This is a genomic window from Leptodesmis sp. (assembly GCF_052746595.1).
The window spans coordinates 39348-63995 of record NZ_JBRAGO010000008.1 but is presented as its reverse complement, the minus strand read 5'-3'; the positions used below and the strand labels follow the sequence as shown (position 1 = coordinate 63995).

21 protein-coding genes and 1 pseudogene are annotated in these 24648 nt (G+C 49.4%); 7 read left to right on the top strand and 15 right to left on the bottom strand.

Annotation, left to right across the window (positions count from 1 at the left end; translation table 11 throughout):
• Positions 1-67: 67 nt before the first annotated feature.
• The 4 genes from ACUVQO_RS03255 to ACUVQO_RS03240 form a co-directional block, all read right to left on the bottom strand.
• On the bottom strand, positions 68-1771 hold the full coding sequence (locus ACUVQO_RS03255; RefSeq protein ID WP_445924462.1) for an MBL fold metallo-hydrolase: 1704 nt from the start codon (positions 1769-1771) through the stop codon (positions 68-70).
• 506 nt (positions 1772-2277) lie between these two features.
• Positions 2278-2670: a hypothetical protein gene (locus tag ACUVQO_RS03250; RefSeq protein WP_445924461.1), complete on the bottom strand. Its 393-nt coding sequence runs from the start codon at positions 2668-2670 to the stop codon at positions 2278-2280.
• Positions 2671-2719: 49 nt separating this feature from the next.
• Positions 2720-3463 carry an ATP-dependent Zn protease gene (locus ACUVQO_RS03245; RefSeq protein WP_445924460.1) on the bottom strand — a complete coding sequence of 248 codons (744 nt, stop codon included), beginning with the start codon at positions 3461-3463 and terminating at the stop codon, positions 2720-2722.
• 107 nt (positions 3464-3570) lie between these two features.
• Positions 3571-4347, bottom strand: coding sequence for a M15 family metallopeptidase (locus ACUVQO_RS03240; protein WP_445924459.1), 777 nt, complete (start codon positions 4345-4347; stop codon positions 3571-3573).
• Positions 4348-4501: 154 nt separating this feature from the next.
• Here ACUVQO_RS03240 and ACUVQO_RS03235 point away from each other — a divergent pair, with 154 nt between their 5' ends.
• On the top strand, positions 4502-5419 hold the full coding sequence (locus tag ACUVQO_RS03235; protein ID WP_445924458.1) for an AEC family transporter: 918 nt from the start codon (positions 4502-4504) through the stop codon (positions 5417-5419).
• Positions 5420-5503: 84 nt separating this feature from the next.
• On the opposite strand, the gene ACUVQO_RS03230 is transcribed toward ACUVQO_RS03235, so the two are convergent.
• Positions 5504-5959: a hypothetical protein gene (locus ACUVQO_RS03230; RefSeq protein WP_445924457.1), complete on the bottom strand. Its 456-nt coding sequence runs from the start codon at positions 5957-5959 to the stop codon at positions 5504-5506.
• Positions 5960-6071: 112 nt separating this feature from the next.
• Entirely contained in the window at positions 6072-6599 is a 528-nt protein-coding gene (locus tag ACUVQO_RS03225; protein ID WP_445924456.1) for a phosphoribosyltransferase, read from the bottom strand.
• Positions 6600-6887: 288 nt separating this feature from the next.
• Here ACUVQO_RS03225 and ACUVQO_RS03220 point away from each other — a divergent pair, with 288 nt between their 5' ends.
• Entirely contained in the window at positions 6888-8390 is a 1503-nt protein-coding gene (locus ACUVQO_RS03220) for an MFS transporter (RefSeq protein ID WP_445924455.1), read from the top strand.
• A gap of 14 nt (positions 8391-8404) precedes the next feature.
• Here ACUVQO_RS03220 and ACUVQO_RS03215 read toward each other — a convergent pair whose 3' ends face one another.
• Both ACUVQO_RS03215 and ACUVQO_RS03210 read right to left on the bottom strand, forming a co-directional pair.
• Positions 8405-9193 carry a class I SAM-dependent methyltransferase gene (locus ACUVQO_RS03215; RefSeq protein ID WP_445924454.1) on the bottom strand — a complete coding sequence of 263 codons (789 nt, stop codon included), beginning with the start codon at positions 9191-9193 and terminating at the stop codon, positions 8405-8407.
• A gap of 204 nt (positions 9194-9397) precedes the next feature.
• Positions 9398-10828, bottom strand: a complete 1431-nt coding sequence (locus ACUVQO_RS03210) for a glycosyltransferase (protein ID WP_445924453.1) — start codon at positions 10826-10828, stop codon at positions 9398-9400.
• A gap of 285 nt (positions 10829-11113) precedes the next feature.
• Here ACUVQO_RS03210 and ACUVQO_RS03205 point away from each other — a divergent pair, with 285 nt between their 5' ends.
• Positions 11114-11782: a HEAT repeat domain-containing protein gene (locus tag ACUVQO_RS03205; protein ID WP_445924452.1), complete on the top strand. Its 669-nt coding sequence runs from the start codon at positions 11114-11116 to the stop codon at positions 11780-11782.
• A 306-nt stretch (positions 11783-12088) separates the two neighbouring features.
• On the opposite strand, the gene ACUVQO_RS03200 is transcribed toward ACUVQO_RS03205, so the two are convergent.
• The 4 genes from ACUVQO_RS03200 to ACUVQO_RS03185 form a co-directional block, all read right to left on the bottom strand.
• Complete coding sequence (locus tag ACUVQO_RS03200) at positions 12089-13945, bottom strand: DUF3352 domain-containing protein (protein ID WP_445924451.1); 1857 nt, start codon at positions 13943-13945, stop codon at positions 12089-12091.
• A 125-nt stretch (positions 13946-14070) separates the two neighbouring features.
• The gene (ygfZ, locus tag ACUVQO_RS03195; RefSeq protein WP_445924450.1) at positions 14071-15126 is read right to left on the bottom strand and encodes a CAF17-like 4Fe-4S cluster assembly/insertion protein YgfZ; all 1056 of its coding nucleotides are present in this window, start codon (positions 15124-15126) and stop codon (positions 14071-14073) included.
• Positions 15127-15883: 757 nt separating this feature from the next.
• Positions 15884-16912: a thiamine-phosphate kinase gene (gene thiL, locus ACUVQO_RS03190; protein ID WP_445924449.1), complete on the bottom strand. Its 1029-nt coding sequence runs from the start codon at positions 16910-16912 to the stop codon at positions 15884-15886.
• Positions 16909-17997 (bottom strand): aspartate carbamoyltransferase catalytic subunit, encoded by a 1089-nt coding sequence (locus ACUVQO_RS03185; protein WP_445924448.1) that lies wholly within the window; start codon positions 17995-17997, stop codon positions 16909-16911. The genes thiL and ACUVQO_RS03185 overlap by 4 nt, the downstream gene beginning before the upstream one ends.
• 727 nt (positions 17998-18724) lie before the next feature.
• Between ACUVQO_RS03185 and tnpC the strand changes: the two are divergent.
• A pseudogene (gene tnpC, locus ACUVQO_RS03180) lies at positions 18725-19636 on the top strand (IS66 family transposase); the annotation flags it as partial.
• Between the two features lie 162 nt (positions 19637-19798).
• Here tnpC and ACUVQO_RS03175 read toward each other — a convergent pair.
• Positions 19799-20134 carry a hypothetical protein gene (locus ACUVQO_RS03175; RefSeq protein ID WP_445924447.1) on the bottom strand — a complete coding sequence of 112 codons (336 nt, stop codon included), beginning with the start codon at positions 20132-20134 and terminating at the stop codon, positions 19799-19801.
• Between the two features lie 187 nt (positions 20135-20321).
• On the opposite strand from ACUVQO_RS03175, the gene hemB reads away from it, so the two are divergent.
• Together hemB and lepB are read left to right on the top strand one after the other, a co-directional pair.
• Positions 20322-21305: a porphobilinogen synthase gene (hemB, locus tag ACUVQO_RS03170; RefSeq protein WP_445924446.1), complete on the top strand. Its 984-nt coding sequence runs from the start codon at positions 20322-20324 to the stop codon at positions 21303-21305.
• Positions 21306-21386: 81 nt separating this feature from the next.
• Complete coding sequence (gene lepB, locus ACUVQO_RS03165) at positions 21387-21974, top strand: signal peptidase I (RefSeq protein WP_445924445.1); 588 nt, start codon at positions 21387-21389, stop codon at positions 21972-21974.
• Between the two features lie 44 nt (positions 21975-22018).
• Here lepB and ACUVQO_RS03160 read toward each other — a convergent pair whose 3' ends face one another.
• Positions 22019-22543: a ComEA family DNA-binding protein gene (locus tag ACUVQO_RS03160; RefSeq protein ID WP_445924444.1), complete on the bottom strand. Its 525-nt coding sequence runs from the start codon at positions 22541-22543 to the stop codon at positions 22019-22021.
• A 194-nt stretch (positions 22544-22737) separates the two neighbouring features.
• A complete protein-coding gene (locus ACUVQO_RS03155) occupies positions 22738-23154 on the bottom strand; it encodes an SHOCT domain-containing protein (protein ID WP_445924443.1) in 417 nt (138 codons plus the stop codon).
• A gap of 374 nt (positions 23155-23528) precedes the next feature.
• On the opposite strand from ACUVQO_RS03155, the gene ACUVQO_RS03150 reads away from it, so the two are divergent.
• A complete protein-coding gene (locus ACUVQO_RS03150; RefSeq protein ID WP_445924442.1) occupies positions 23529-24608 on the top strand; it encodes a J domain-containing protein in 1080 nt (359 codons plus the stop codon).
• Positions 24609-24648 lie beyond the last annotated feature (40 nt).

Sequence of the window (24648 nt, the reverse complement as noted above, 5' to 3'; positions counted from 1 at the left end):
CGATCTTGGGAAGCCCGCACCGTATGCGTAGCATTGGTGTCGGGAGGATGTCACACCTTGTTCAAATCTACCAATCGTCCTGGTGTTGTTTGTCGGGTTCCTGCTGATCCTGATCGGTTTGATTGGGAAGGGGAGCAGACTCAAAAGCGGGACAGAACCCTTCTGGCGTAACTTTGAACTCATAGAGGGGAGAAGCGGGATTCCGGCAACGCTGTCCCCGATAGTGGAAGCAGTTACCACAGCAATTGCGCAAAGGCGAGTTGGCATCCATCCAGTCCAGCAGGCGATCGCCCTCCTGGCGCAACAGATCCCGCTGAGGCACGCCTCGCAGCACTAACTCTTCCCCCTGCCAGTGGATTTCTACGACACCTGTATCAGCCAAAATACGCCAGCGGGGATCCGTCGTGACTATTGGCGGCAACGTGATATAGACAGCATCTTCCACTTCTGTGATTTCGCCTTCATAGCTGGTCTCTGGAGCCGCTGGTTGCAAGAAAGTTTTTCCGATCGGCAGTTCAACCCGACTGCCATTGTTTGGGGAATGGAGATGGTAGCGATTGCGCAGTTCTTCTAACCCCGTCAGATCTGCCAGATAGGCAGATGGCCCGTGGATGAATACCACATGCTGAGGCCGCAGATTATGAATCAGTTGCATGGTTCCTGGCCCATCACAATGCTGTGCTAGGAGGTAGGTATTGATTGTGGGAAGAGTCGGATGATTCTCAGTAATTTCCCGACGTAGCTCACTGGTAGATAAATAGGGTTCTTGAGGCAACAAAATCAGCCAGCGATCGGGATGGGCCTGGTAGTACTGCCGCAGATCGGTCGCTTCATCCGTGATCACAATACAGGGAGGCTGACCTAACTGGGAACGTTGCTCTAGGGGGAGGCGGCGTACTCGTGGTCGTACTCGTTCATCCCAGAAGAGCGCCTGATGGCTGGCAAAGTTCTGTACGGCAGTCGGCAAATGGGGCAGGATGTCCAGATAGGCATCACAGCCTGCGGCGGCCTGACCATCTACCCAAATGTCAATATTTTGCCCCGTAAAATAGTGATGACTACGGAGCAAGAAGAGGAGTTCTTGTGCTAGTCCTAGTGGTGTGGCTGGCAAAAGTACTGATTGATGCGCTGCGATCGCTTGCTTAATCCGTTCTGCCAGGTTGTTTTCCTGCTGGCGGCGATGAGGATGCCGGGAGGTGCCATAACTCCCCTCTACAATCAGGACATCGGGTTGTAATCCGCGCAGTTCTTCCAGAGGAAACCCTTCCACCATGCGCGTACTGGAAAGAAAAAAATCTCCGGTATAAAAGATTTTGTAGGAGCGGGAAGACTCGTCAGCAACGGTAGGGGCGTAGGTAATCAGAATTGCGGCGGCTCCCGGTAAATGGCCTGCTGGATACAGTTGAACGGTAAGGCCATCAAAAAACTCAATGGGCGATCGCCAGGGCAATGCCTGACAAAATGGAGTTGGTTTCTTTTTGGTAGTATCCGTAAGCCAATTAAACGAGAGTAGCTGGGTGGTTACTTCGCTGGCATAAATAGGCAATTTGGGATAAGCCTGATGCAACTTCAAAAGCCCTCTAGCATGGTCTGCATGGGCATGACTACACAGTACCAGATCGGCTGGAGGGTTCTTTTTTTTCGTTAATAGAGGGGAGATGTCTGCCAGCCCACAGTCTAACAGCACCCGATAAGGCCCAGCCCGCAACAGTAAGCAGATTCCTTCATCGGCGTGGCCTACTCCATAGGTTAGGCACTCCAACTCAATCACGTTTATTGCAACTCTCCGTAGTAGCGATCGCTCCTAGTGCTTCCCTACCTTCTATCGGTCTAAAAACGATGCATTAGTGTAGTCTCTCTCGCACAAAGAGAGCCTTTGAGGATGCTGCAAGCATCTGAATGAATAAAATTTCAAAAGCTAAAAAGGTGTTTACCTGCACTCAGGATGGGTTTCAAGCAAATCTCTGACAGGCTTTCTAATGAGCCGACCCATTCCCATGGTAGTTATCTGAATCGTAGAACCCATTGCGGGTGCCGAAGAAAAGGCAGGCTACCGCAAAAATACCTGTTAATACAACCAGTACTAATTTCACATCCATATTTTAATAGTCCTTTGTGGAATGTTTAATGAACGGCCAGACAGGGCAGGCTCTTGAAGAAACTTGTCCGTTATTGTATGGCATTGTAAACCACTTCTGTGGTCATCCTAGCAATTCAAGGATTTTTAAAATAAGGTTAGACAGTAGAGAATGGCAGTCAGCACAAAAAGACCCATATCTAGTTGGCAGGAGTTGTGAGGCTTGGTTGGGAACTTGCGGGAGCAGACTGAACTGGCTGACTGTTGCGCAACCGTTCTGCCTGTTGCTTACGAAATTGCTCAGTTGCTGCGTCCAGATTATCTTTTTGTTCAGCGGTGTATTCATCCATACTGCGGGGACTACCAATGATCGCATTCTGAATGATGTTCATCATAGTGCTAGACTGGCCGTTGCCCCGACCATTTAAGAAGTCTGCACTATCCTTAGTTTGCAGATCTTCTAGCGGTTTTGGCGCTCCTATTTGGGCAGAGGCTGGCTCTAAAACGGTAGACATCAATACTCCCGCCGTCAGAAGACCGACAGCCAAGTGCAGAGAATACTGGATGGGCGACAGTAGATTTGTACCAGTCATAACGCTTTAACTCCTCTAGCCAAAGTCCATGTAAAAATCTTTCTTCAATTTAGCTCGTCATTTTACCTGCAGCTGGCTGGGAAAGTGGGAATTGGAGATTGTGGGTTGAGCAGGAAGTTAGAGAATGATTGAGCAACTGCTGGCACTCGATGACGGAAGCTCGTTTTTCCATTGCGGCTACCAGTTGCTCGTAGGTGGCCCAGTGTTCTTGCAGCAGGGTTTTGGCACGCAGGGCAGCCCAGCATTCCTTTTGCCGGCACTCAGTGGGGGACAATTTCAGGTGGTTTAAGAGCGATCGCACTTTCTGCACGTCATCTGCCCCCCCCTGAATAGCACCGTATACTAGCTGCTCTGCTGCGGCTCCGGCCATCCAAACCGTACAGTAGCGATCGACGATCGGGGAAGGGTTCTTACTTTGCTGTAACTCGCCTTTTAGCCCTTGAGCATCAACCTGCAGGCCTCCCTGCCCCAACTGTCCCTGGCGGAAGGCTTCCCAGGCACTGAGCGTATACCCTGTAACTGGAAGACCCAGATGATGAGCTACCAGAAAGTGTCCTGCCTCATGTCGCACGATGCGGGAGCGATACTCTGGAGAAAAGCGAGCAATCCAATCCAGGAGCAGTGTCCCCCCCTTGCCTTGCCAATTTAAGGTATCCAGAGTTGCTACTCCCAAAACGGTTACGGTTGCGATTGCAGGTACAGCAGGAGACAGATTGAGCAGTGGCCCCAACAGCACGCTCATCGTCATCATGAACACGGAAATTGCTACCAGATTTAAGGATAATTGCCCCATAGGAAATTGAGGAATCGCAAAGAATTGTTTACTATTCTTAACCATTTGCTCATTTCTATCTACCCTTGCGGTTGCCCTTTTACCATCTCCAATTCCCGCTTCCCTAACTACTTAGCCTGCCGTGCTTTGTAGAACGTTTCCAGACTGTCGCGATCGCCTACATAGCGCCAGTGCCAGGGTTCATAGCTGACTCCCTGGTTATTATTTTTGGGAAAAGACAGCTCAAAGCTATAAAAAGCGGCATTTGCCTGCAACCACTTATAGGCGGGTGTATTTTCAAAGGTGAGACTCAGGTTGGCAGCAGGCACAGAGCCATCTCCCAGATCCAGGGCATAGCCCGTATGGTGCTCACTGTAACCTGGAGGCGCACTTACCTTAGCCCGTTCGGTGGCAACCTGACCCCGTTCGGCCTTCTTGCCAAAGAACAGGTAATCCTGATCGGTCAGAGAACGAAAGCCGGAAATGGGCACCAGAGTGATTCCATCTTTTTGAGCGGCGGCTTCCATTTCCCGATACGCCTGAGCCGCAGACTTACGCAATTTAATACTGCCGTCGGGGACGATCGCAGCCAGTTCAGACAGTGGGGCTTCCTTGTAACGGAAATGGCCCAGTATGGTGTCAGCCGCAGCTGGAGAAGTTTTGGGAGTGGGTGAATTGGTGACCTGTGGGGTAGAGCCAGTAGGATTAGCTACAGCAACGGCTGTAGAAGGCTGCGATCGTTGAAGTTGTAAGGCAACCAGTACACCTGCCCCCAGAGCTATAACCCCTAAAGCCGTTAGTCCACCAATCAGGGTGATCGGTTTGACTTTTGGCTTTGGGACAGCAGGGGGGGTTTCCCGCAAGGCGACAGGAATATCGTCGGCAATGCGCGGATTCGAAGTCACTAAATTGTTCGGTGCGCTAACCTTATCCAAGCGTTCACTCCTGCTCCCATGAGCACCAGGTTTTGTCGAGCAAGATCTTAGCACTCTCCCTCGAGAGTGAACTGAAATTTATGGCTAACTCACTACGCTCAAATCGTTTTGCTGCTTGCGTTCTATGCCGTTGAGTAAATTGTTTGCCATCTATCTGCCGTTAATTGGATGGACTGGACTGGGATGGCTACTGGGACGGTGGTTGCCCAAATCAGCCCCCGCTTACGTTGGCAGGTTTCTGTTTTGGCTAGGTGTGCCGATCGGCATTGTGGCCTTTTTGCGTCACACGTGCCTGTCTGCAACACTCTGGCTGGCTCCGGTTAGTGCCTGGGCCGCCATCTTGTTAGGGCTGGGTGCAGCCTACTTGTGGTTAAGATGGAGGCGATCGCAGTGGGCCAGAACTACCCAGACCAGTTTTTTACTGACCTCCATGATCGGCAACACGGGCTACATTGGCTTTCCTGTTTCGCTGACCTTAGTAGGGCCACAGTACTTTGCCTGGGCTTTGTTCTACGATCTGCTGGGATCCATGATGGGGGCCTATGGCCTGGGGGTAACTCTGGCGGCTCGTGCAGGTAGCAGCGCTGATAACCTCTGGCAACCCTTTCGGTCTCTGCTGATCAATCCGACGCTATGGAGTTTTGGCTTTGGGTTACTGTCTCGTGATGTTCCCCTTCCCCCAGTAGCTGAGGCCGTCTTGCAGCATCTGGCCTGGGGAATTGTCTCTCTTTCTCTGATCTTGATTGGTATGCGCCTGAGTCAGGTTTCTTCCTGGCAAAATTTGCAGCCTGTCTCGATCAGCCTCAGTATTAAGATGCTGCTGGTGCCTCTCATCTTAGGAACTGGCCTCTGGCTGCTAGGAATTACCGGCGCAGTGCATCAAGCCCTAGTCTTACAAATGGCCATGCCACCTGCTTTTGCTACCCTGGTAATCTCTGAAGCCTATGACTTAGATCGGGAACTGGCCGTGACTGCGATCGCCACTGGCTCGCTCACCCTCCTGCTCACCCTTCCCCTCTGGCTGTGGCTCTTTCCCAGTTAACTCGTGGAGTGGTGCGTTAGGCTACTGCTAACAGCACCCTACCCTCTCCTAGCTCTCAACTCTTAACTCTCAACTCTTGATACCTCACCCTACCCAGCCGACATCGTCATCCTTGGAGGGAACGGAGGGCAGTGGTTTAGAGATGGGGGCATCTCGTCGGGTAGGTTTCCGAGTTTCATGACTGGCACTGGGAGGGATGGCCGATCGCAAGTCAACAGCAGGCTCTGGCAGCCGCTTACCAGGTGCCATATCTAAATTTTTTGCAGAACGAGGATTACCAGCCGCGCTGCGTTGATGCAGGGCTTCTTGTTCTGGCAAAATCACTTTTTGCATTAAGTACTCGATCGTTTGCTGTTTCACCCAACCCCGCGCCGCCAGGATTTCACCAAATCGCATTCCCGTAATTTTTTGATCATTCAGTGCCACATCCACCTGGGCAGGGGTAAGCAGTCCTGCCTCGACCAAATATCCACCCAATCGCTTACCACGGGGTGAGGCATGGGCATCACGAGAGCTAGGGAGCGAATTTTTATCCATCATAGAAAAATTTCAAGAGGAGGACAGAACAGTAAGCTGCATCCAGATCCGGACCCTTTCAGTATACCAACAGGCTCTTGAGGGGTTCGTTATCCTCTCGTAGGAGAAGCAAGACTCAGGAGTTGGCAACTTGAGCCTCATGGGAGGCAACTAATTCTGCAGGAGTCATCTGCTCGTAAAGTTCAAAGGGTTGGTGAATCCAGGGATTATCGGGCAGATAATCCACGTAGTAATCCGGTTCAATGACCGAGCAATCTTTATACCAGAGAACAGCCGTACGAATCTCCTCAATATAAAAGCCATACTTGCGATCGAGCCAGATCAGTGTCTTTTTCAAAGTAAGGCCTGAATCCACCAAGTCATCCACCAGCAAGACGTGACTACCTAAATTAGCAGTTGTTTTGGTGAGATCCTGACTAAAGGTTAAGGAACCCCGCACTTGGTTATTGGCTCCACTGTAAGACGAGGTCGCCAGGATAGCTAGCGGTATGTCATAGATTCTAGACAATAGATCGCCGACCCTTAACCCCCCTTTAGCCAAACAAATAATTTGGTTAAACGGCCAGTTGGACTGGTAGATTTTGACCGCAAGCTGTTCAATTTTGTGATGATAGTCGGCCCAGGAAACGTACAAATCTGACATAACTGGTGCAATAACAGAGGGTTTAGTGGATACTGGCCAAATCTTTGGCACAAAACAAGGTGGTGTAACCACTCAAAGATGAGGAAAATAATACAACCGTCTTCTAGAATCCCGCCATGAAACTTGAGGTAAGGGCGTAGCCTTTGGCAAACGATCCCTCAACCACACCGAAAAATTGCTATCCGAATGCTATGCCTCTGCAGGTTTATGGTCTGACCAGAGGCTTTTCAAACAACTGCTGAGAACCCCAAACCCTTAACTCTCAACCTTTAACTTTTAACTCTTACCATGCAGAATTCCACCCCTGAACCATCGCCTTTTTCGGAAAAGTTGACTTTTAGTACCAAATTAGCCTATGGCGCAGGGGATTTGGGACCAGCCATTACCGCAAACATTCTGGCCGTCTTTTTGTTGATCTTTCTAACTAACGTAGCTGGGTTAAATGCTGCGCTGGCTGGCAGTGTTCTGATGATTGGTAAAGTTTGGGATGCGATCAATGATCCTATTGTAGGGATATTGAGCGATCGCAGCCGCAGCCGTTGGGGCAGACGCTTACCCTGGATGTTTTGGGGAGCGATTCCATTTGGCGTGTTCTTCTTTCTGGAATGGATTGTGCCCAGCTTCGGATCTGATCCAACAACCAATCAGTGGGGATTGTTCTGGTATTACGTCATCATTGCCATCTTATTTAATAACTTCTATACCATCGTCAATCTTCCCTATACTGCCCTCACCGCCGAAATTACCCTGGATTACGACGAGCGCACCAGTTTGAATAGCTTCCGGTTTGCCTTTTCCATTGGCGGTAGCATTCTATCCCTGGTGGTGGCCCTGGGGGTGTTTGCCATCTTTAAGAATAGTCCCACGCAGCAGTATCTGGCTCTGGCAGGAGCGTGTGCCATTCTCTCAGTATTGCCTCTGTACTGGTGTGTTTTTGGCATTCGCAAGCGCGTACTGGCGATCGAGCGTCACCGCCAGGATACGACCGTCATTGAACAACCAATTCCCTTACCAGAACAACTTCGAATTGCCTTTAGTAATCGCCCCTACCTGTTCGTCATTGGCATCTACCTGTACTCCTGGCTGGCGGTTCAGAACACGGTGGCAATCATCCCCTATTTTGTCAAAAGCTGGATGGGCCTTACCGAACGGGATTTTACTCAGGTTGTGATCGCGGTTCAGGTGACGGCCCTGGTTATGTTGTTTGTGTGGACTCGACTGTCTCAACGAATTGGCAAAAAAGCGGTTTACTTCATGGGCATGACCTTGTGGATCATTGCCCAAATCGGGCTGTTCTTTCTGCAACCGCATCAGGTGGGCTTCATGTATTTTCTAGCTATTCTGGCTGGATTTGGTGTGTCTACGGCCTATCTCATTCCCTGGTCGATGATTCCCGATGTAATTGAACTGGACGAGTTAAACACGGGTCAGCGCCGCGAAGGAGTCTTTTACAGTTTCATGGTCGTGTTGCAAAAAGTGGGATTGGCATTCGGGCTATTTCTGGTTGGCCAAATTCTCAATGCATCTGGCTTTATTGCGACTGCCGCCGGACAACCCGAACCGACTCAGCCGGAATCTGCCCTAACGGCCATTCGCTGGATGATTGGCCCCCTTCCTGCCCTAGTTCTGATCATTGGATTATTACTAGCCTACCTGTACCCCATTACGAAGGAAGCTCATGCAGAAATTTTGCTGAAACTGCAGGAGAGGAAGAGAAGAGGGATCAGAGATCGGGGATCAGGGATTGGAGAAGAGGAGGGATGGGAAGTCCAGGGAGAGGAGGAAGGGTAGAATTACAGCGTTTTTTAGCTGATTTTCTCTAACTCGATCGTCATAAACATCCCCAGGTATCGATTGAAGGGGGTAAGGAGATGCTCCAGTCCATATAACCAGCCATAACACCAGGAAGGTAGCAGTTGTCTAAACGACAGTCCTCCGCTGAGCAGATATCTGAACGGCGTGTGACTTTGAATGTCTCGTATGGCTAACTCTGGAAATTCTCGTTGAAATTGCTGACGATCGCGATCGAAAATAATCCAGGGAATCGCCATGTTTGCCCCTGACAAGGGACCTCCTTCCTCAAATCCCCATCCTTGAGAAGGATCAAAAGGTTCATGGTGAAAATTTTGATAAATCCAGCGTGACCACAGGGTATTTGCTGGTTCAATCATGACAATTTTTCCACCTGTTACCAGGCAACGTTGCATCTCCTTGAAAAAGCACCGTGAGTCTTTGATGTGATGCAGAACATCAATCATGATAAATGCACTCACACTGTTGGCGGGCAGGGGTATTTCTAGTGCTGAAAAAACTCGATCTACCCCTGGATAGGGCAGGACATCAGAAGTTACAACGAATGGGGCATATTGTTTGATAAAACTGGCTCCGCTCCCCAATTCAATCACTTCACCGCCTGCAGGAACAGTTTCAATGCGGCGCAGAATATCTCGATAGAACGATCGATAAGTCTTCGTCAGGAAAGGTTTGGTCTGGATAATTTTCCTGATTTTGTGAATATTATCTGGACTATCTAGATCCTGCATCTGCAAGCTGTCTGGCAGCTTTAGCACATTCAGCAAGTTTGACTGCTTCATATTCAGTATGGGCTGTAAGCCTGGTCTTAGAGACTGTTTGTAAACCAATGTTTGGATTCCCCTAAATCCCCCTTAAAAAGGGAGACTTCAGGCATCCTGGTTCGCTTCTCTCCTTTTTAAGGAGAGTTAGGGAGGAGCCAATCCCAGAGCATATTTCCTGTATCTTAATATTCATTTACAAACAGTTTCTTACCTAAGAATATATTAGCTAAAGCGGACTTTCTTGGCGGCGTACATACACATTTTTAGAAGAACCATGCCTTCCTTGTAGTGGCTGATATTGGATGATCCATAGAATCTAGGAAAATAACGCACTGGGATGTCTTTAATCTTCAAGCCAAGTTTGGCTGCCCCAAATAACAAGTCAAAATCGCCAAAAGGATCAAAATCGCCAAAGTAAGAACGATTTTCAGCGATCTTTAGATAATTTTTGCGAGAAACTGCTTTGGTGCCACACAATGAATCTTTGATTTTTGTATTTAGCAAATAGGATAATAACCAGGCAAAGAAACGATTAGCCATGCGATTCAGCCACGGCATGGCGGTCGATCGCACCGGATAAACCATACGGCAACCATTTGCCATTTCGCATTGTCCCGAGGCGATCGCTTCAAAGAAATAAGGCAAATCCTCTGGACGAACCGTCAGGTCAGCATCCAGGATGATCAGAACATCGCCGATCGCCCGTTCAAATCCTGTGCGTACTGCATCCCCCTTGCCTTTTCCGGGTTGCTGACAGATTTTAATATCCCATTGATGTTTGTACTTGGCTTGAACTCGTTGTATTTCCTGCCAGGAGTCATCGGAAGAATGACCCTCTACAAAAATCACTTCTGTATGCGATCCAAGACGGGGTAGCCGAGAAATACAACTTTCAATATTGCCTGCTTCGTTACGCACAGGAACAATCACGGAACAAGTAGTTTTCTGCAGGTTCTCTGGGTGTCGATCCACTAGCCGAGGCCGAGCAATCACATATTCAGTCAGGCACAATTCGTTAATGATGGGTAAGGGGGCCACAGTTTTATTAATAACATTGGCCACCAATGGCAACCGTTTTGGGAAGAGCAGACGTTTGCCACGAGAAACAATCTCAAACCCTGCCAGATCTAAAAGATTCTCAATATCTTCTAAATTGAGCCAGTTGAGGGGAGGTGACGGAATGCGTTGCCCTATGCGGGTGGCAAAGTTGAGAATTGGTTCCCATGCCGGATTGTGAAAGGTGAGAATTACACGAGTCTGGGCATGACAAATGTTGTGAATCTGTTGCAAGGATCCTTGAATATTATTCAGGGTACTTACTGTATTGGCGAGCAACACATAGTCAAACACTTCTGTAGTGTGAAAGTGTTCGATATTAGCAACCTGAAAGTTTAACTGAGGAAATCTAGCTTTTGCTCGTTCAACAGCCTGCTCATTGATATCTATACCCAACCCATAACCTGGCTTGACAGCATTTAGCAGATAACCTGTCCCTGAACCCACTTCTAGAACTTTCGCACCTGGTTGTACCCAATATTGATAGAACTTCTCGAGATCCTGGTAGTAATAAAGGTTGCGGTTCCGCCAAAACTCTAAATTCTCGGAACGCTGTTTAGAACGAAGGGATAGTAGTCTTACAGAAGTGTCTTGCATTTTTAAGGATTAGGTGGTTCAACTAGAATTCGCGAAACAGCACTATATCGAGGACTCAGCGGTTTACTTTTTATCTCACGTAGAAATGTACGACTGGTGAATATTTCTAGCAGCTTGTCTAATGGGTCAGGCTTCATTAAACCCCTTTTCTGCCACTCTGTAAATTGGTGCATTCTTCTCAGGTGACGGAACCAATGTGGGAGGTTTACGGTTCTCAGCCCAATCACTTTCCTATTTTCCACGTTATAATCGACTAACTGTAAACTTTTGTGACGGGTTTTTAAGGTGACTCAGCCTGACTTAAAGCAAATCTCGGTGCAACTAGACAGTGACAACGTTCGCGATCGCATGGTGGCACTGGCTTCTCTGCGCAATGTCTCTGCTGCGGAGGCGATGCCGCTGATTAAAAAAGTGTTGAATGATGAGAGTTTGCAAATTCGCTCAATGGCAGTCTTTGCTTTGGGGATTAAGCAAACAGAGGAAAGCTATCCCATTTTGTTAGATCTGCTGATTAACGAACCAGACTACGGAATTCGGGCAGATGCAGCAGGTGCTTTGGGGTATTTGGAAGATCCACGGGCCTTTGAGCCATTAGTCAGAGCCTTTTACGAAGATACGGATTGGCTGGTTCGCTTTAGTGCAGCGGTGGCGCTGGGGAACCTAAAAGATCCACGGGCTTACGATGTCTTGATTCAGGCCCTGAATAGTCCGGAGGTAGTGGTACAGCAGGCTGCGATCGCGGCTCTGGGAGAAATTAAGGCGATCGCGGCAGTTGATCATATTCTTCGCTTTGCTCAATCAGAGGATTGGTTGATCCGGCAACGACTTGCTGAAGCGTTGGGTAATCTTCCTACTCCGAAAAGTATTTCTGCTCTCAAGTATTTAGCTAAAGACAGTCATTCCCAGGTGGCAGAAGCGGCTCAACTGGCCTTGAAGCAGTTGGGGGAACAGTAAATCGTGAAAAGTTAAGAGTGAGTGAAAAGTTAAGAGTAAGGAATGAATAATAGTCGTCCTAGTTGACTGACAGAGCTTTCGATGTGTGGCCCCAACCACCCTCACCCCAGTCCCCTCCCCCAGGAAAGGAAACCAAACTTAGATCGGATCCCTTCTGCCTGCGCTTAAGATACAAGGGTTGGGGCTGGGGGTGCACGAGGTTTGACAGTCAACCAACTCCTACACTCATCTCATCCTCTCATTACCTCATCATCCCTTCTTAATCTGTCAACTCCTAGTTCTCAACTCTCAACTTTTCCCCCAGCCCTAGCTTAATTGGATAAATACCCCTCCCCGCTGAATGCCGGCCTGACTGCCATAACTGCTGAGGGTGAGGGATCGCAGATGCCTGAAGATAGGACTACCAGCTAATTCAATCACTTTTAGCAGGGGAAATTGACGTTCCAGGATGGGGCGACTGGCTAGCCAATCCAGATACAGATAGCCATTGTTGGGTTGATGCATGGGGGCGATCGCCTGCCGAAACTGCTTCTCATCTGCCAGGGAATGGTTGACAGCTTGTAATGCAGCCTCCATAGCCTGAACTGAGGTGGCAAAGATTTCATAGTTGTTGATTGAGGTATGCACACCTAGAACATCTGCCTGTACGGTGTTACTGCTGTTTTGCGCAGCAGTAGAAAGGCGAGTCCAGGCGGAAACTTGTTGCCCATCAAGTTGCAACAATCCCACGCTGTATCCTTTTTGCTTTGCCAGATCATCCAGGTGAGCGATCGCCTCCTGACTGGCTGAAGCATTCGATCGTTCAGCGACAAACACCCAATCTTTTTGGGCTAAAGCATCAACGAATTGAGAGGCTCTTCCCTGGCTGCGTTTCTTACCCTGGCTATCTGCTCGCTCAGTTTTACCAACATCGGCTACCAAGCCCAGGGCATATTCTCCTTTAACCCAGCTGAAAATGTCTTGAGGCACATTCACCTGCCAGCGGGTTTCCAGCGTTTGCAAAGGTTGATGAATCAGCAGGGATAGGCGATCGTATCCCTGCAAACTATCCGACAACTGATGCCATACCCGATTCAGATCCTGGCCTGATGCAGAAAAGAAACTGGTCGCAGGCAGATATTGCAGAGCACCCACGGGTTCAGAGAGAGGTGGTGTAGTGCTTGGCCCCTTACCGTCTGCGGTCAGCAGTGCCGCTTCAGCCATGAGTCCCAGACGCTCTAACCCCACCGCGATCGCCATGGTCTCATAGGTGCCATCAGGTATCGCGGCGGTTACCTGCTTTAAGGTATCCTGGCCAGCCAAGATTGCTGTGGCTGGGGTAATGGCTTCTGCTTCTAACCAGCGAGCCATGTGAGGCAGATTCACAATCGCCAGCCCAATACGTGGCCCGGTTAATGCCGCTAATGCTCTGGTATAGACTTTAGACTGACTGAGATTCAGATCTGGGGCCTGTACATTGGTAATCGCATCCCGCAGCACCTTGGGATGATTGGCAAATAACACAAACTGATTCCCAACTACGGCACTGGCTAAGGAACTGGCTTTGAGGGAAGAGGCCAGTCCAGCAGGGAAGTCTTCCTTTTCCTTGGCCTTTGTCTTTGCGTCTTTTGGCTGTAACCAGGGGTTCTCTGCATAAATCAGCTTCACGCCCTGATACTGCTCGAAGGTGAGGTCAGCTCCTGCGATTGCCCGTTTCTGCCAGAACAATTCCACAAATTCCCGCGATCGCTCGGGATCCTTAGTAGCAATCGCCAGCAGATAACCTGGTTGTGAACCATTGGTGCGATCGCGATCGATATCTAGGGTCGTCAATGCCAGAGTAAGTTCCTCGCCCAACCAGGGTTGGATATCCTGGGCATAATTCAAGCCCGTGTCAGCCAGCAAGCCTTGTTTGAATTGAGTCAGTTCCTGATGAGCCTGTCGTCGCTCACCAGGGCGAGTCGAAATCTGTTGAAAGGCTTCCAGGCGATCGGGATTGACCAGCAGAGACACCATTGCTGGAGCTTGTTTGGGTACAAATATACTGGCTGCAGGAGCCGATGACGCTTCTCGTAGTAGCGTTAAGGGGCTATGGGCAAAAATCCAGTAAAAACCAGCGGCAGCCAGGAGCAGCAATCCCGCTACCACCACACCTAGGGCCTTAAAAAACGAACGGAGTTTCATGGCAACCACACCGCCTGCTGGCGACTCTGCAAAAACAATCCGTCATTAATTATTTCAGGACAGCGGCCCTTGCAGTCATCAAGAATCGGGATGAAGCCTGGAAAACTTAGAGATCTTGAGCAAACTTAACATCCCCCCTGCCGATTGCGCTGCAAGAAGGGAACCTCCACCAGTTCCCCTTCACTGTCTCCTACCTGCACCTTCAGCCCTGACTGGCTGGCTTTTGTGCGGACATAGCCTAATCCAAATGGCCCTGCTTCAGTGTTTGTCAGACTAGTGAGGATACCGACTTTTTCCTCTCCGAGTTTGATGGGGGTTCCGGGTTCTACGATCGCATTCAGACGAATTCCCCAGATCTGTTGCTTAACACCTTTATAAGTATCTAACCGAGTAATCGTTTCCTGCCCGATATAGCAGCCTTTGTTAATTGAAATAGCCTGCCAGAGAGAGGCTTCTACTGCGTTGTAATCCTCGGTCAGTTCCCGATCTGGTGCGGGTCGTCCTTGTTCAATTCGCAGTTGTTCCCAGGCGCGTTCTCCCAGGGGTATGGCTCCAGCTTCAACCAGCGCTTGCCAGACCGGAGCCGCGCTCTCAGCGCCCAGAATTAAAGTATACCCGTCCAGAGCCAATCCACTCCCTACCGCTACTCGCACTGACTGCCCTGCGATCGTTGTCAAACGGTGGTGGGCATAGGATTGATCAGCGAACGGTTGGATGCCCAATTTGGCTAACAGCGCAGGGCTTTCTGGCCCAATCAGACTGAACATAGCTGTCTCGCTGGTGATATCCTTCAAGGTCACTTTGTCGCCAAAGAAGATATAGCGATCGAGCCATTTCAATAAATACTCTCGACGATTAGGTGAAACCACTACGATCACTGCGTCGTCCAGGATATAAGCCGTTGCCAGATCGATCGTGCGGGCCGTCGGGGTGACAAATAAGGTGTCGCACCCTTCTCCCGGCTGCAGGCGATTAAAGTCGTTTGTACTCTGGTTATGCAAAAACGTTTTGTGATCGGCATCACTGAGTTGAATCCGGCCCCAGTGAGAACGATCGCAAATCGCTATACCATGTCGGGCGGCTTGCAGGGCGATCGCCTCATTGCCAAAACTTGCAGGAATGGAGCCTGCTGCAAACTCTGCCCCTTGCTGACGTTGCACATCCTGTAAACTTTGATTCATGGCAAAATAGCAATACCTTTAGGCAGATATCCTAGCGGCTAAAGTTAACTTGTGGTGTCAGCCTGACTTAATTACATTCCTGAATTGCAAAACCCTCTTGCAACCGTGCGATTGTCCATAGGGCTTCAACACGGTTGCAAGAGGGGCACCTAACAATTCTTACCAGCCCCCTAGAGAGGTTCCGGCGACAACTCTCTAGGGAGTATCATCCACAGGTCTAAAACATAACCCCTTATTCCTAAGGGGTGATCTCGCAAACAGTTTAAGAATCAAACCTTTTCCAAGTCTAGAATCATCGTTTCTTATATGGGAAACCCAGTTTTCTAGCTGAACCTGGTTTATCTCATTCCGCGTTTTTGAATAGAAGCCAGTAACTGAGGCCGAACCTGTCTTGCCCATAACTCAAAATTGAATTCAGGCTGAGCATGATTCAATGTCTCATCAGACTTCCCTTGTTTTTTTTCAGCATGTGATTTCATAACTTCTTCCTACCAAAGCCCTTCTATCTTTGAACCATAAACTACCCTGCTTTGGCTACCCCCCAATCTAGTTAAAATGCAGAATTTACAAGCATTCAATGCGATTCTGGAATAGCCTGGATTGACAACTGCACCTGACAACCTGTGGAACACCTCTCTACAGTAGAGCATGATCCATAACGTCTGTCTATCTCAATCATAAGTTTCCCTGCTGGCGGCTTCGTTTAATATGTTGCAAAAGTTTAATCAGACCAACGGCGATCGTACCCGGTCGCAGCTCACTTTGATCCTTCAGAAAAATGCTGAAATCCTTGCTCAAGGGTTAATCGCTCGTCTGGATAGGTGTTACTGGAATCCACCAACCAAACCTCTGATTCAGCCGTAGTTGTACCAATTATCCTGGCTCCTTCTCCTAGCTGGGTGACTAATTGTTGCGCCATTGCCAGAGGAAGACATAGCACTAACTCAAAATCTTCTCCGCCGTACAACGCCCACTGCCAAGCCTGTTCTTGCGAAACCCACTGGGTTAGGGCCGCAGGGAGCGGAATTTGACGGCGATCGATCCTGGCTCCCACATGACTGGCACGGCAGATCTGAATGACGGCATCGGCCAGTCCATCGCTGCTGTCCATTCCAGTGAGGGGAGAAGTCGGGGGTGAGGGGGGCGGTTGTGATGGGTTGAGGATGGCCCAAAGAATAGGAAGGACATCGAGGCGGGGGGTGGGACGTTGGTGGGCGTGGATCAAGGTAGTGCGATCGCTGACATGAAGGGATTGGCATTGATCGGGATGCAGCAAGAGTTCCAGGCCCGCGCGGGAGGCTCCGTGAACGCCGGTAGTCACGATCGCCTGTCCCGGTTGAGCGGTTCCCCGGCGGATAATTCGGTCTGGTTCTACCTCCCCAAAGGCGGTAATGGAAACGGTGATCACGGGCGATCGCACCACATCACCTCCCACGATCGGCGTTTCGTATTGCTGTAAGCAAGCAAACAAGCCCTGATAAAGCTGTTCCACCCAATCTACTGATAAAGTTCCCGGAACGCCTAAGCCTACGGTGATTCCCAGTGGAATAGCTCCCATTGCCGCTAAATCAGATAGGTTGGCAACGGCGGCTCGCCAGCCAACATCGGTAGGATCAGTGGTGCGATCGCTGAAATGTACGCCATCCACCAACACATCCGTTGTCACAACCAGCGATCGCCCTGGTTTCACCTGCAGTACCGCCCCATCATCACCTACAATATCTGCCGGACAGAATGCTTGCAGACATTTCAACAAACCTTGCTCACCAATATTCTGAACGTTCACCGACTACCACCCATTAAGTACAGCAAGGCCATCCGTACCGCCACACCACTGGTGACTTGCTGGGAAATCAGGCTGAATTGCGGATCATCCATCAGATCGGAACTAATTTCGACGCCCCGATTTACCGGGCCGGGGTGCAGCACTTTCACCTCTGGCTGGCACAGTTGCAAGCGATCGCGGGTAATGCCGAATCGTTGATGATACTCCCGCAGGCTGGGTAAGAGATGGCTAGTCATGCGTTCTCTTTGCAGCCTCAGGGTCATCACATAGTCGGCATTCTGGAGGGCGGGTTCAATTTGCCAGTGGAGGAAGAGTTGGCGGGGAAGAGGGTGGGTGGGGAGTGGGGAGTGGGGAGTGGGGGGAGAATTTTGAATTTTGAATCTTGAATTTTGAATCAGGTCTGACTCCTGACTCCTGACTCCTGACTCCTCTCTCACAAAATCGGCAAACAGTTTGGGGAGCAAGGTTGGGGGGCCAGCGAGATGGACTTGGGCACCGCTGGCGGTCAGGCTCCAGATGTTGGAACGGGCGACGCGGGAATGGAGAATATCGCCGACGATCGCAATTTTCTTGCCTTCCAGGAGGGACAGGCGGGGATGTTCGGAATCCAGCAGGGTGCAGATGGTAAACAAATCCAGCAATGCCTGGGAGGGATGTTCGTGCAGACCATCTCCAGCATTCAGAACGCCAACGTTTACACCCAAGCGATCCATTTCTGCGGCGATTGCCTGGGGTACGCCTGCCTCCCTGTGGCGAATCACCATCATATCGGTGCCCATCGCCAGATAGGTCTTGGCCGTATCCAGAATCGTTTCGCCCTTGGTCAGTGAAGAGGTGCCCGGAGCGAAGTTGAGAATATCGGCAGAGAGGCGTTTCGCGGCCAATTCAAAGCTGCTGCGAGTGCGGGTAGACGATTCAAAAAACAGGTTCGTCACAACCTGCCCCTGTAAAGTGGGAACTTTTTTCGTGCGCCGCGACAGCACTTCCTGAAAACTGACCGCTGTTTGCAGCACCATATCGTATTCCGACGGCATGAAGTCGGCCAGGGAAAGAATGTGGCGGCGTGTCCATGTACTACTAGCCATGCCAAAAGTAGAAAAGGGAACGCTTTCAGCGTACATGAATTGTTCCGTTTCCGGCGCTGAATTTTGATCAACAGGCATAAAGGTCTGACAGAAAGATTATTCTCTATCCTTCTTCCTTGGCGATCAACCTTCATCCGCACATCAAGCTCTGTTCTGCTCACTCAGATTGTTGAGGGTCGTTCTCTGGAGGAGGCCAGCCAGCTTGGACCCATAGCGCACGAGCTTCTTGAATTGAACGCTCTCCTTTATAGCGATTATCGTTTACATCCAGGCGATCGCAGGTTGCTCGACCAATGGAAGTTGTTCCAAGTATTCTTGTCCCGTTTAAACTCCAAATAATAATGATCAACCCACTGCTGCTGACGGGGATTGAACAGTGGCAGTACCAATGAAGCGGCTTATTTACACAAATAGTTGGCCCGTCTGCGAACGAACTGCCTGATTGAATCGCTGATAGTCACTGCTGAGCAACCAGCAGCGAGTTGAGATACGTAAAGATACGATCGAGTTCTTGAATAGCGTTCAGTTCGGCTGATTCTTCGGCTGTAAGGGAGGCTGCTTGGTGGTGCAGAAAACTCCTAAAACCCCTATAGATCAAGGATTCTCACCGAGACAGCGATCTTGAGTTTTATCGGGCGAACGAACGAGGGCAAGGGGTTTCAGGCGCTGTTTTGGTCGTTCAGGTTATCCATCATGAGACTCAAAAAAGTTTTCTGCACCACTCAGGGTGGGCTGGTTAGGCTACGGGGGACATTTGAGTTGGAACAAGCAACGCTATCTGGTGGAAACCGTCTTCGGGATTCCCTTGTCTCAGAGGAGCCTCTCGAAGATGCACCAATGGTTTTGTCAAAGTTTGTATCCGAGTTATGAACAATGGTGGCAATTGATTCAGCAACCCGGTGTCCGATGCCTGGATGAAACCAGTTACCGCTTGGATGGGGTGAATTATTGGATGTGGGTAGCAACTTCTGCGGATGGGTGTGTGCTGTTTTTAGCACCGACTCGCAGTTCAGCAGAAGTACAATCGCTTTTAGGTCAAGGCTTTGATGGCATCCTCAGTAGTGATTGCTGGTCGGCTTACAGTCCTCAGCAAGCCAGCGCCAAACAGAAGTGTTGAGCCCACATCGGACGAGAATTGAAAGTCTTAAGCACCTCCAACTTTTCTGCCAATCGACAGTTTGCCGAACAGTTATCCCGATTCTTGAGAGTGCTCGTTGTGCGCACCAGGACTATCATGCGGGTCAGTTAACCCTGGAGCAACTCCCACACCATCGCTTGATTGTAGAGACCCAACTGGCTCAAGTATTGGAACATCCACCGGAGAAGGGTTGGCTAGCCGATGCTCAAATGTTGGCCAATCGGTTCACTCGCTATTGGTCAGATTGGTTCACATTTCTGAGTCATCCAGAAGCCAAACCTGACAACAATGATGCTGAACGTGCCCTCCGCCCGGTAGTGATCCATCGCAAGGTAACCGGAGGAGCCAGAAGTCAATGGGGTGGGCAGTTGGTCGCGCTCATGTTCAGCTTTCTAGAAACCACTCGCTGAAAAGGCAAGAATGCAGTGGAAGAGTTACTTTCCTTACTGGTCAATGTTAGGACGTTCTCCACCATTGCTGCCTGCATTGGCATCGGAGTAGGGCTTGAGAGAACACGTATTCTTAATAAGCCCCCTCTCTTGCTGTGACCAAATACGGTTTGGTTAGATTAAACCCTAACCTTAATGGCTGTAACAGTTATTACTAAATCTTCCAAGATACTTAGTTCAATTTCTAAACTGACATTTACTTACAAAATCAGCTTTAGCTAGATAAACTATCAGAGCTAAGAGAAACCATAACCCCATTGGTGGTTAATCCAAGTAGCATTTGTTCATTGGGGTGAATCACTTTTCCCGTTAAGGCACAGAGTTGCTCTTGCTGGGCTGTCGCAGAGATGATGGAGCGGATGTCTGCTGGGGAAAGGGACGGAGTATAATCACCCGATCGCTGCTGCACATAATTCCATAAAATGTCCCGAATCAGTGCCTGGTATCCTTGATTACCGGATAATTCTTTCAGTTTCTCCTTCAACTCTCGTTCCAGACGAATGCTGGTTACTTCCATTTCAGTGGTTGAAGTGCGGGTCAACGCTTGCATACAATCCTCCCTATAGCAGCAGGTACATTCGTAATACAAGTGTAGTATAGCGAATGAAATATTCAAGGGCCATGGGAAATAGATCTCGAGTAAGCCACAATTGCAACAGAACGTAACGTAACTTGCGTACAGGTGAGTTACAGAACGTTTTAAGCTTTTAAGGGTTAAACCTTGTCCACCAGCATTTATGTTTCCAGTCCATCGTCCTCGTCGCCTTCGCAGCCATCCTCAACTTCGTCGCATGGTGCGTGAAACCGTTTTGACCACCAGCGACCTGATCTATCCCCTGTTTGCTGTGCCAGGGGATGCGATCGCCAACGAAGTTCGTTCGATGCCGGGAGTCTTTCAGCTATCCGTTGACAAGATTGTGGAGGAAGCTAAGGAAGTCTACGATCTGGGTATCCCAGCCATCATTCTGTTTGGTATTCCGGCAGATAAAGACACCGATGCCACGGGTGCCTGGCATGATTGCGGCATTGTCCAAAAAGCGGCCACAGCAGTTAAAGAAGCTGTGCCTGACTTGATCATCATCGCCGATACCTGCCTGTGCGAATATACTTCCCACGGACACTGCGGCTATCTGGAAGTGGGCGACTCAAGCGGACGAGTACTCAATGATCCCACGCTGGAACTGCTCAAGAAAACGGCTGTGTCTCAGGCCAAAGCAGGGGCAGATATCATTGCGCCTTCTGGGATGATGGACGGCTTTGTGCAGGCGATTCGGGAAGGATTGGATGCTGCTGGATTCCAGGATACACCCATCCTCTCCTATGCCGCGAAGTATGCCTCCGCTTACTATGGCCCCTTCCGGGATGCAGCAGAGTCGGCACCTCAATTTGGCGATCGTCGCACCTATCAGATGGATCCAGGTAATTCCCGGGAAGCCCTCAAAGAAATTGGCCTGGATATTGCCGAAGGAGCAGATATGTTAATGGTCAAGCCTGCTCTGTCCTACATGGATATCATCTGGCAGGTGAAACAAGCTTCTAATCTCCCAGTTGCCGCTTATAACGTCTCTGGTGAGTATTCAATGGTAAAAGCAGCCGCCCTGAATGGCTGGATTGATGAGCAGAAGGTCGTGATGGAAACTTTAACCAGCTTCAAACGAGCTGGGGCTGATTTGATCCTCACTTACCATGCCAAGGATGCGGCTCGCTGGCTGAATGAATAAAATAGATAGGAATTGACAGGTGAGGGCTAGTGCTTTCCAGCAAGTTGCATTCAGAGACACTGGCTTGCGAAAATGGAGCCTATGACTTCTGAAAAAACTTCCGAGCCATCTCAGTCCTCACCGTCATCCTCGGTTAAATCTCCCTGGAAAATCTGGTGGGATAATTTTCAAATTTTGTTTGTAGCGCTGATCTTGGCGTTACTGATGCGTTTATTTGTGGCGGAACCTCGTTTCATCCCTTCTGATTCGATGGTGCCAACACTGGAAATTGGCGATCGCCTGGTCGTCGAAAAAGTGTCCTATCACTTTCATCCACCTCGATTTGGTGACATTGTGGTCTTCGACCCACCTCCTCAGTTGCAGACCCTGGGATTTACCAAAGATCAGGCGTTTATCAAGCGCATTATTGGGCAACCGGGACAAATTGTGGAGGTCAAAGATGGCAAAGTTTTTGTTGATCGCACGCCTTTAAAGGAACCTTACATCGCCGCCCCCCCGGATTATCGGATGGCCCCCGTTCAGGTTCCCCCAGGAGCGTTCTTTGTGATGGGAGATAATCGGCCCAACAGCAATGATTCTCATATCTGGGGTTTCCTGCCAGAGCAAAACATTATTGGTCATGCCTGGTTCAGGTTTTATCCCTTTGACCGGATTGGTACAGTCAGGTAACGAGTTTGAAGTTTTGAGTTTTCAGTTTTAGGTTCTAAGAGAACTTAAAACTTCAGGTAGTGTACCAGCTTGGCGGTTAGTTCCTTGGGTAAGGAGAGCCGTCGCTGCAAGTGAGGGAGATTGCGGTAAGGGCGGTTCTGGACGATTGCCTTGGCCAGATGTAAGTCTACAAATGGAATGCGGGTCAGGGCTTGAACGGAGGCAATGTTGGCATTGATGGGTTGAATAGTATAAATGCTGTCTGCCTCATAGTGGCAAAATCGCAGGATCGGCTCCCAGGGCTTGAGCCGAGTAGGGGGCTGGTTGAGAGCAGCCGCTACATCCTCCAGAGAGTGAAAATAAATGCCCGATTGGGTTAAATCTACCAGGATGCGGGCCTGATGAATCGAGAGTCCCGGCAAGCGCAGCCAATCATCCACTCCAGCCTGATTAACGTCAATCTGAATCCCTAAACTGGCGGCTATCTCAATTTCCTCAAGGGATTGAAAGCGATAGTAGGGATCGTTGAGAATGCGCGATCGCAACGAGTGAGCGTGATTCAGGTTGGCAAACCAGTTGAGGATAGGCATAAGGGGTCAGTTGAGAATTAAGAATTAATGAAAAGTCTTGAGTTCTAAGTTTTGAATTTTAAGGTTGCTCTGAACTAGAAATTTAGCGCTGAGCACTTCAATCTTTTCTCGTGCCTCATCCGCAGTAATCAACCGATGATCAATGACAGACGGCAAATGACCAATCCCTTCTGCCCTCTCCTCTCTGCCTTTTCTTAACCCATTTGATCCAATAACTGGCGGCGTTTCTGCTCAAACTCATATTCTGAAATCAGGCCATCTTCCCGGAGTTGATCCAGTTTGCGAACGGCATCAGCGATTGCTCCAATTTTGTTCGGATCAACTTGGGGAGTGGAAGTAGAGGCAAGAGTCGTGGTTGAGGATAGCCCATGATTGAACCGCAGATCAAACTCATCCGAGTCCTGAAATAAATACCAGACAGCTTCAATCCCACTGGCAATCCGAGGAATGGGAGTCCAGAAAAGCAGAAGATATACCATTCCCCAGATGGGTTGTCTGAGATAGAACTTATGGAAGCCTGCGATCGGAGCGACAGCACCAGCCAAGGCTAACAGGGAAGCAACCTTGCGATCTTTGGGTTTACTCAATAGATCTTTGGACTTACTGAACACGATGGCTCACTCCATCAGAACGACTGTACTCTCGTTGCCCCAATTCTATCCTGTTATTCTCGCCCGTCTGTGGTAAGAAGCCAGTAAGATTTGGCAGCCACTGTCCTGTTCTGTGAATAAATGCACAGTACATTAAAGTAAGACTTGGAAATTTGCTGATGCTAAGACGAGATTTCTTTAAAGACTTTATGATAACCGAAATAACTGATTACAGTAGAAAATAAACTTGTTCCAGTTTAGAACTATGTTTTTTTCACAAGATAACTAAAATTCTGGCTGGGTTTGGTTTAGTTACCTTAAATCAGGTAATCAGAAAAACGGCTAGGTCTACAGAGAATTTTAGATTGTAACTATCCCTGTAAGGCTGCTTGTCAATGTCACATAGCGCTCTTCCCTCGGAATGGATAAGACAATTTGCTGACCCCTACGCCATCTTAGGAATTCCAGTAGCTGCGGACGGTCGCCGTGTCCTGAAGCGCTACCGTGATATTGCCAAGCTGCTCCACCCCGATCGCTACGCTCTGACTGGAGGAAATGAAAAAGAACTGGCCACCCAACTGTTTGCTCGCTTAGTTAATCCAGCTTATGAACAGTTGAAACAAGATAAAGGGCGTGCAGAACATACAGCCCTGCTCCGGGTTAAAGTTCGGCGGCTGTGTCGGGAAGGCCTGCTTACCCCTGAAAGCGAGATTGCCCGAAAACTGATGGAGCATCCCGTAACTGAAGTAGACACCTTTTACGAACAGTCCATTAGCATGCTGGCTCAGTCTCAATATGAATCTCTGGAGTTAGAGAAATTTGAATTCATTACCCAGCAGATTAGTGAACTGAATCTGGTTTATTTGCAACTCAAAATGGGGGATGGGATCGTTCGAGAACGGCGCACTGGCCTGATTGCAGCAGCAGCAGCCCAGCCCGTGCAGTTTACCCCTGTCCCCACGAATCCTGATGTGGTGACGGAGAGCTACGACCAACGCCACTACCGCAGGGCAAAAGAGTATGCCAAAAATGGAGCCTGGAATCGAGCCATACAAGAGTTGCGGGATGCGATTAAGATCAAGGCCACCAAGAGTGAATATCACTCCTTATTAGGAGTTGCTTATCTACACCAGCAGAAATTTTCAGGAATGGCAAAGGTGCATTTAAAGCGAGCGTATGAACTGAACCCGAACGATCCGCTTGTCTTAAAATTTGGCGCAAAGGTTGGGTTGCCAGTTACATCGTCTGGACGTGCTGATAATACCAGTCAGCGTTCTCAGCCACCTAACCCCCGACCAGCACCAACCCGATCGAGCCAGGGTAGCCCGAAGCTATCACAGTCCGTCGATCGCAAAGGATTTTGGGACTGGCTATCAGGTAAGAGATCCGATTGTACTCAATTCGGCTCTGGTGCTCAACAACCCGTAAAAAATCAGAAACGAGGTTGGCTGGCTGCCCTATTTGGCGGGCGGTAAGGGGGTTTGGAGTAGTGAAACCCCTACTTAACCCAACCTC

Excerpts from the sequence above, each read along its gene's own strand:
- ACUVQO_RS03200 (WP_445924451.1), bottom strand. The coding sequence starts at position 13,945 with ATGAAACTCCGTTCGTTTTTTAAGGCCCTAGGTGTGGTGGTAGCGGGA.
- ACUVQO_RS03220 (WP_445924455.1), top strand. The coding sequence starts at position 6,888 with ATGCAGAATTCCACCCCTGAACCATCGCCTTTTTCGGAAAAGTTGACT.
- ACUVQO_RS03175 (WP_445924447.1), bottom strand. The coding sequence starts at position 20,134 with ATGCAAGCGTTGACCCGCACTTCAACCACTGAAATGGAAGTAACCAGC.
- ACUVQO_RS03150 (WP_445924442.1), top strand. The coding sequence starts at position 23,529 with ATGTCACATAGCGCTCTTCCCTCGGAATGGATAAGACAATTTGCTGAC.
- ACUVQO_RS03245 (WP_445924460.1), bottom strand. The coding sequence starts at position 3,463 with ATGGGGCAATTATCCTTAAATCTGGTAGCAATTTCCGTGTTCATGATG.
- ygfZ (WP_445924450.1), bottom strand. The coding sequence starts at position 15,126 with ATGAATCAAAGTTTACAGGATGTGCAACGTCAGCAAGGGGCAGAGTTT.
- ACUVQO_RS03230 (WP_445924457.1), bottom strand. The coding sequence starts at position 5,959 with ATGATGGATAAAAATTCGCTCCCTAGCTCTCGTGATGCCCATGCCTCA.
- ACUVQO_RS03225 (WP_445924456.1), bottom strand. The coding sequence starts at position 6,599 with ATGTCAGATTTGTACGTTTCCTGGGCCGACTATCATCACAAAATTGAA.
- ACUVQO_RS03210 (WP_445924453.1), bottom strand. The coding sequence starts at position 10,828 with ATGCAAGACACTTCTGTAAGACTACTATCCCTTCGTTCTAAACAGCGT.
- hemB (WP_445924446.1), top strand. The coding sequence starts at position 20,322 with ATGTTTCCAGTCCATCGTCCTCGTCGCCTTCGCAGCCATCCTCAACTT.
- ACUVQO_RS03160 (WP_445924444.1), bottom strand. The coding sequence starts at position 22,543 with ATGCCTATCCTCAACTGGTTTGCCAACCTGAATCACGCTCACTCGTTG.
- ACUVQO_RS03215 (WP_445924454.1), bottom strand. The coding sequence starts at position 9,193 with ATGAAGCAGTCAAACTTGCTGAATGTGCTAAAGCTGCCAGACAGCTTG.
- ACUVQO_RS03250 (WP_445924461.1), bottom strand. The coding sequence starts at position 2,670 with ATGACTGGTACAAATCTACTGTCGCCCATCCAGTATTCTCTGCACTTG.
- ACUVQO_RS03235 (WP_445924458.1), top strand. The coding sequence starts at position 4,502 with ATGCCGTTGAGTAAATTGTTTGCCATCTATCTGCCGTTAATTGGATGG.
- lepB (WP_445924445.1), top strand. The coding sequence starts at position 21,387 with ATGACTTCTGAAAAAACTTCCGAGCCATCTCAGTCCTCACCGTCATCC.
- ACUVQO_RS03185 (WP_445924448.1), bottom strand. The coding sequence starts at position 17,997 with ATGGCTAGTAGTACATGGACACGCCGCCACATTCTTTCCCTGGCCGAC.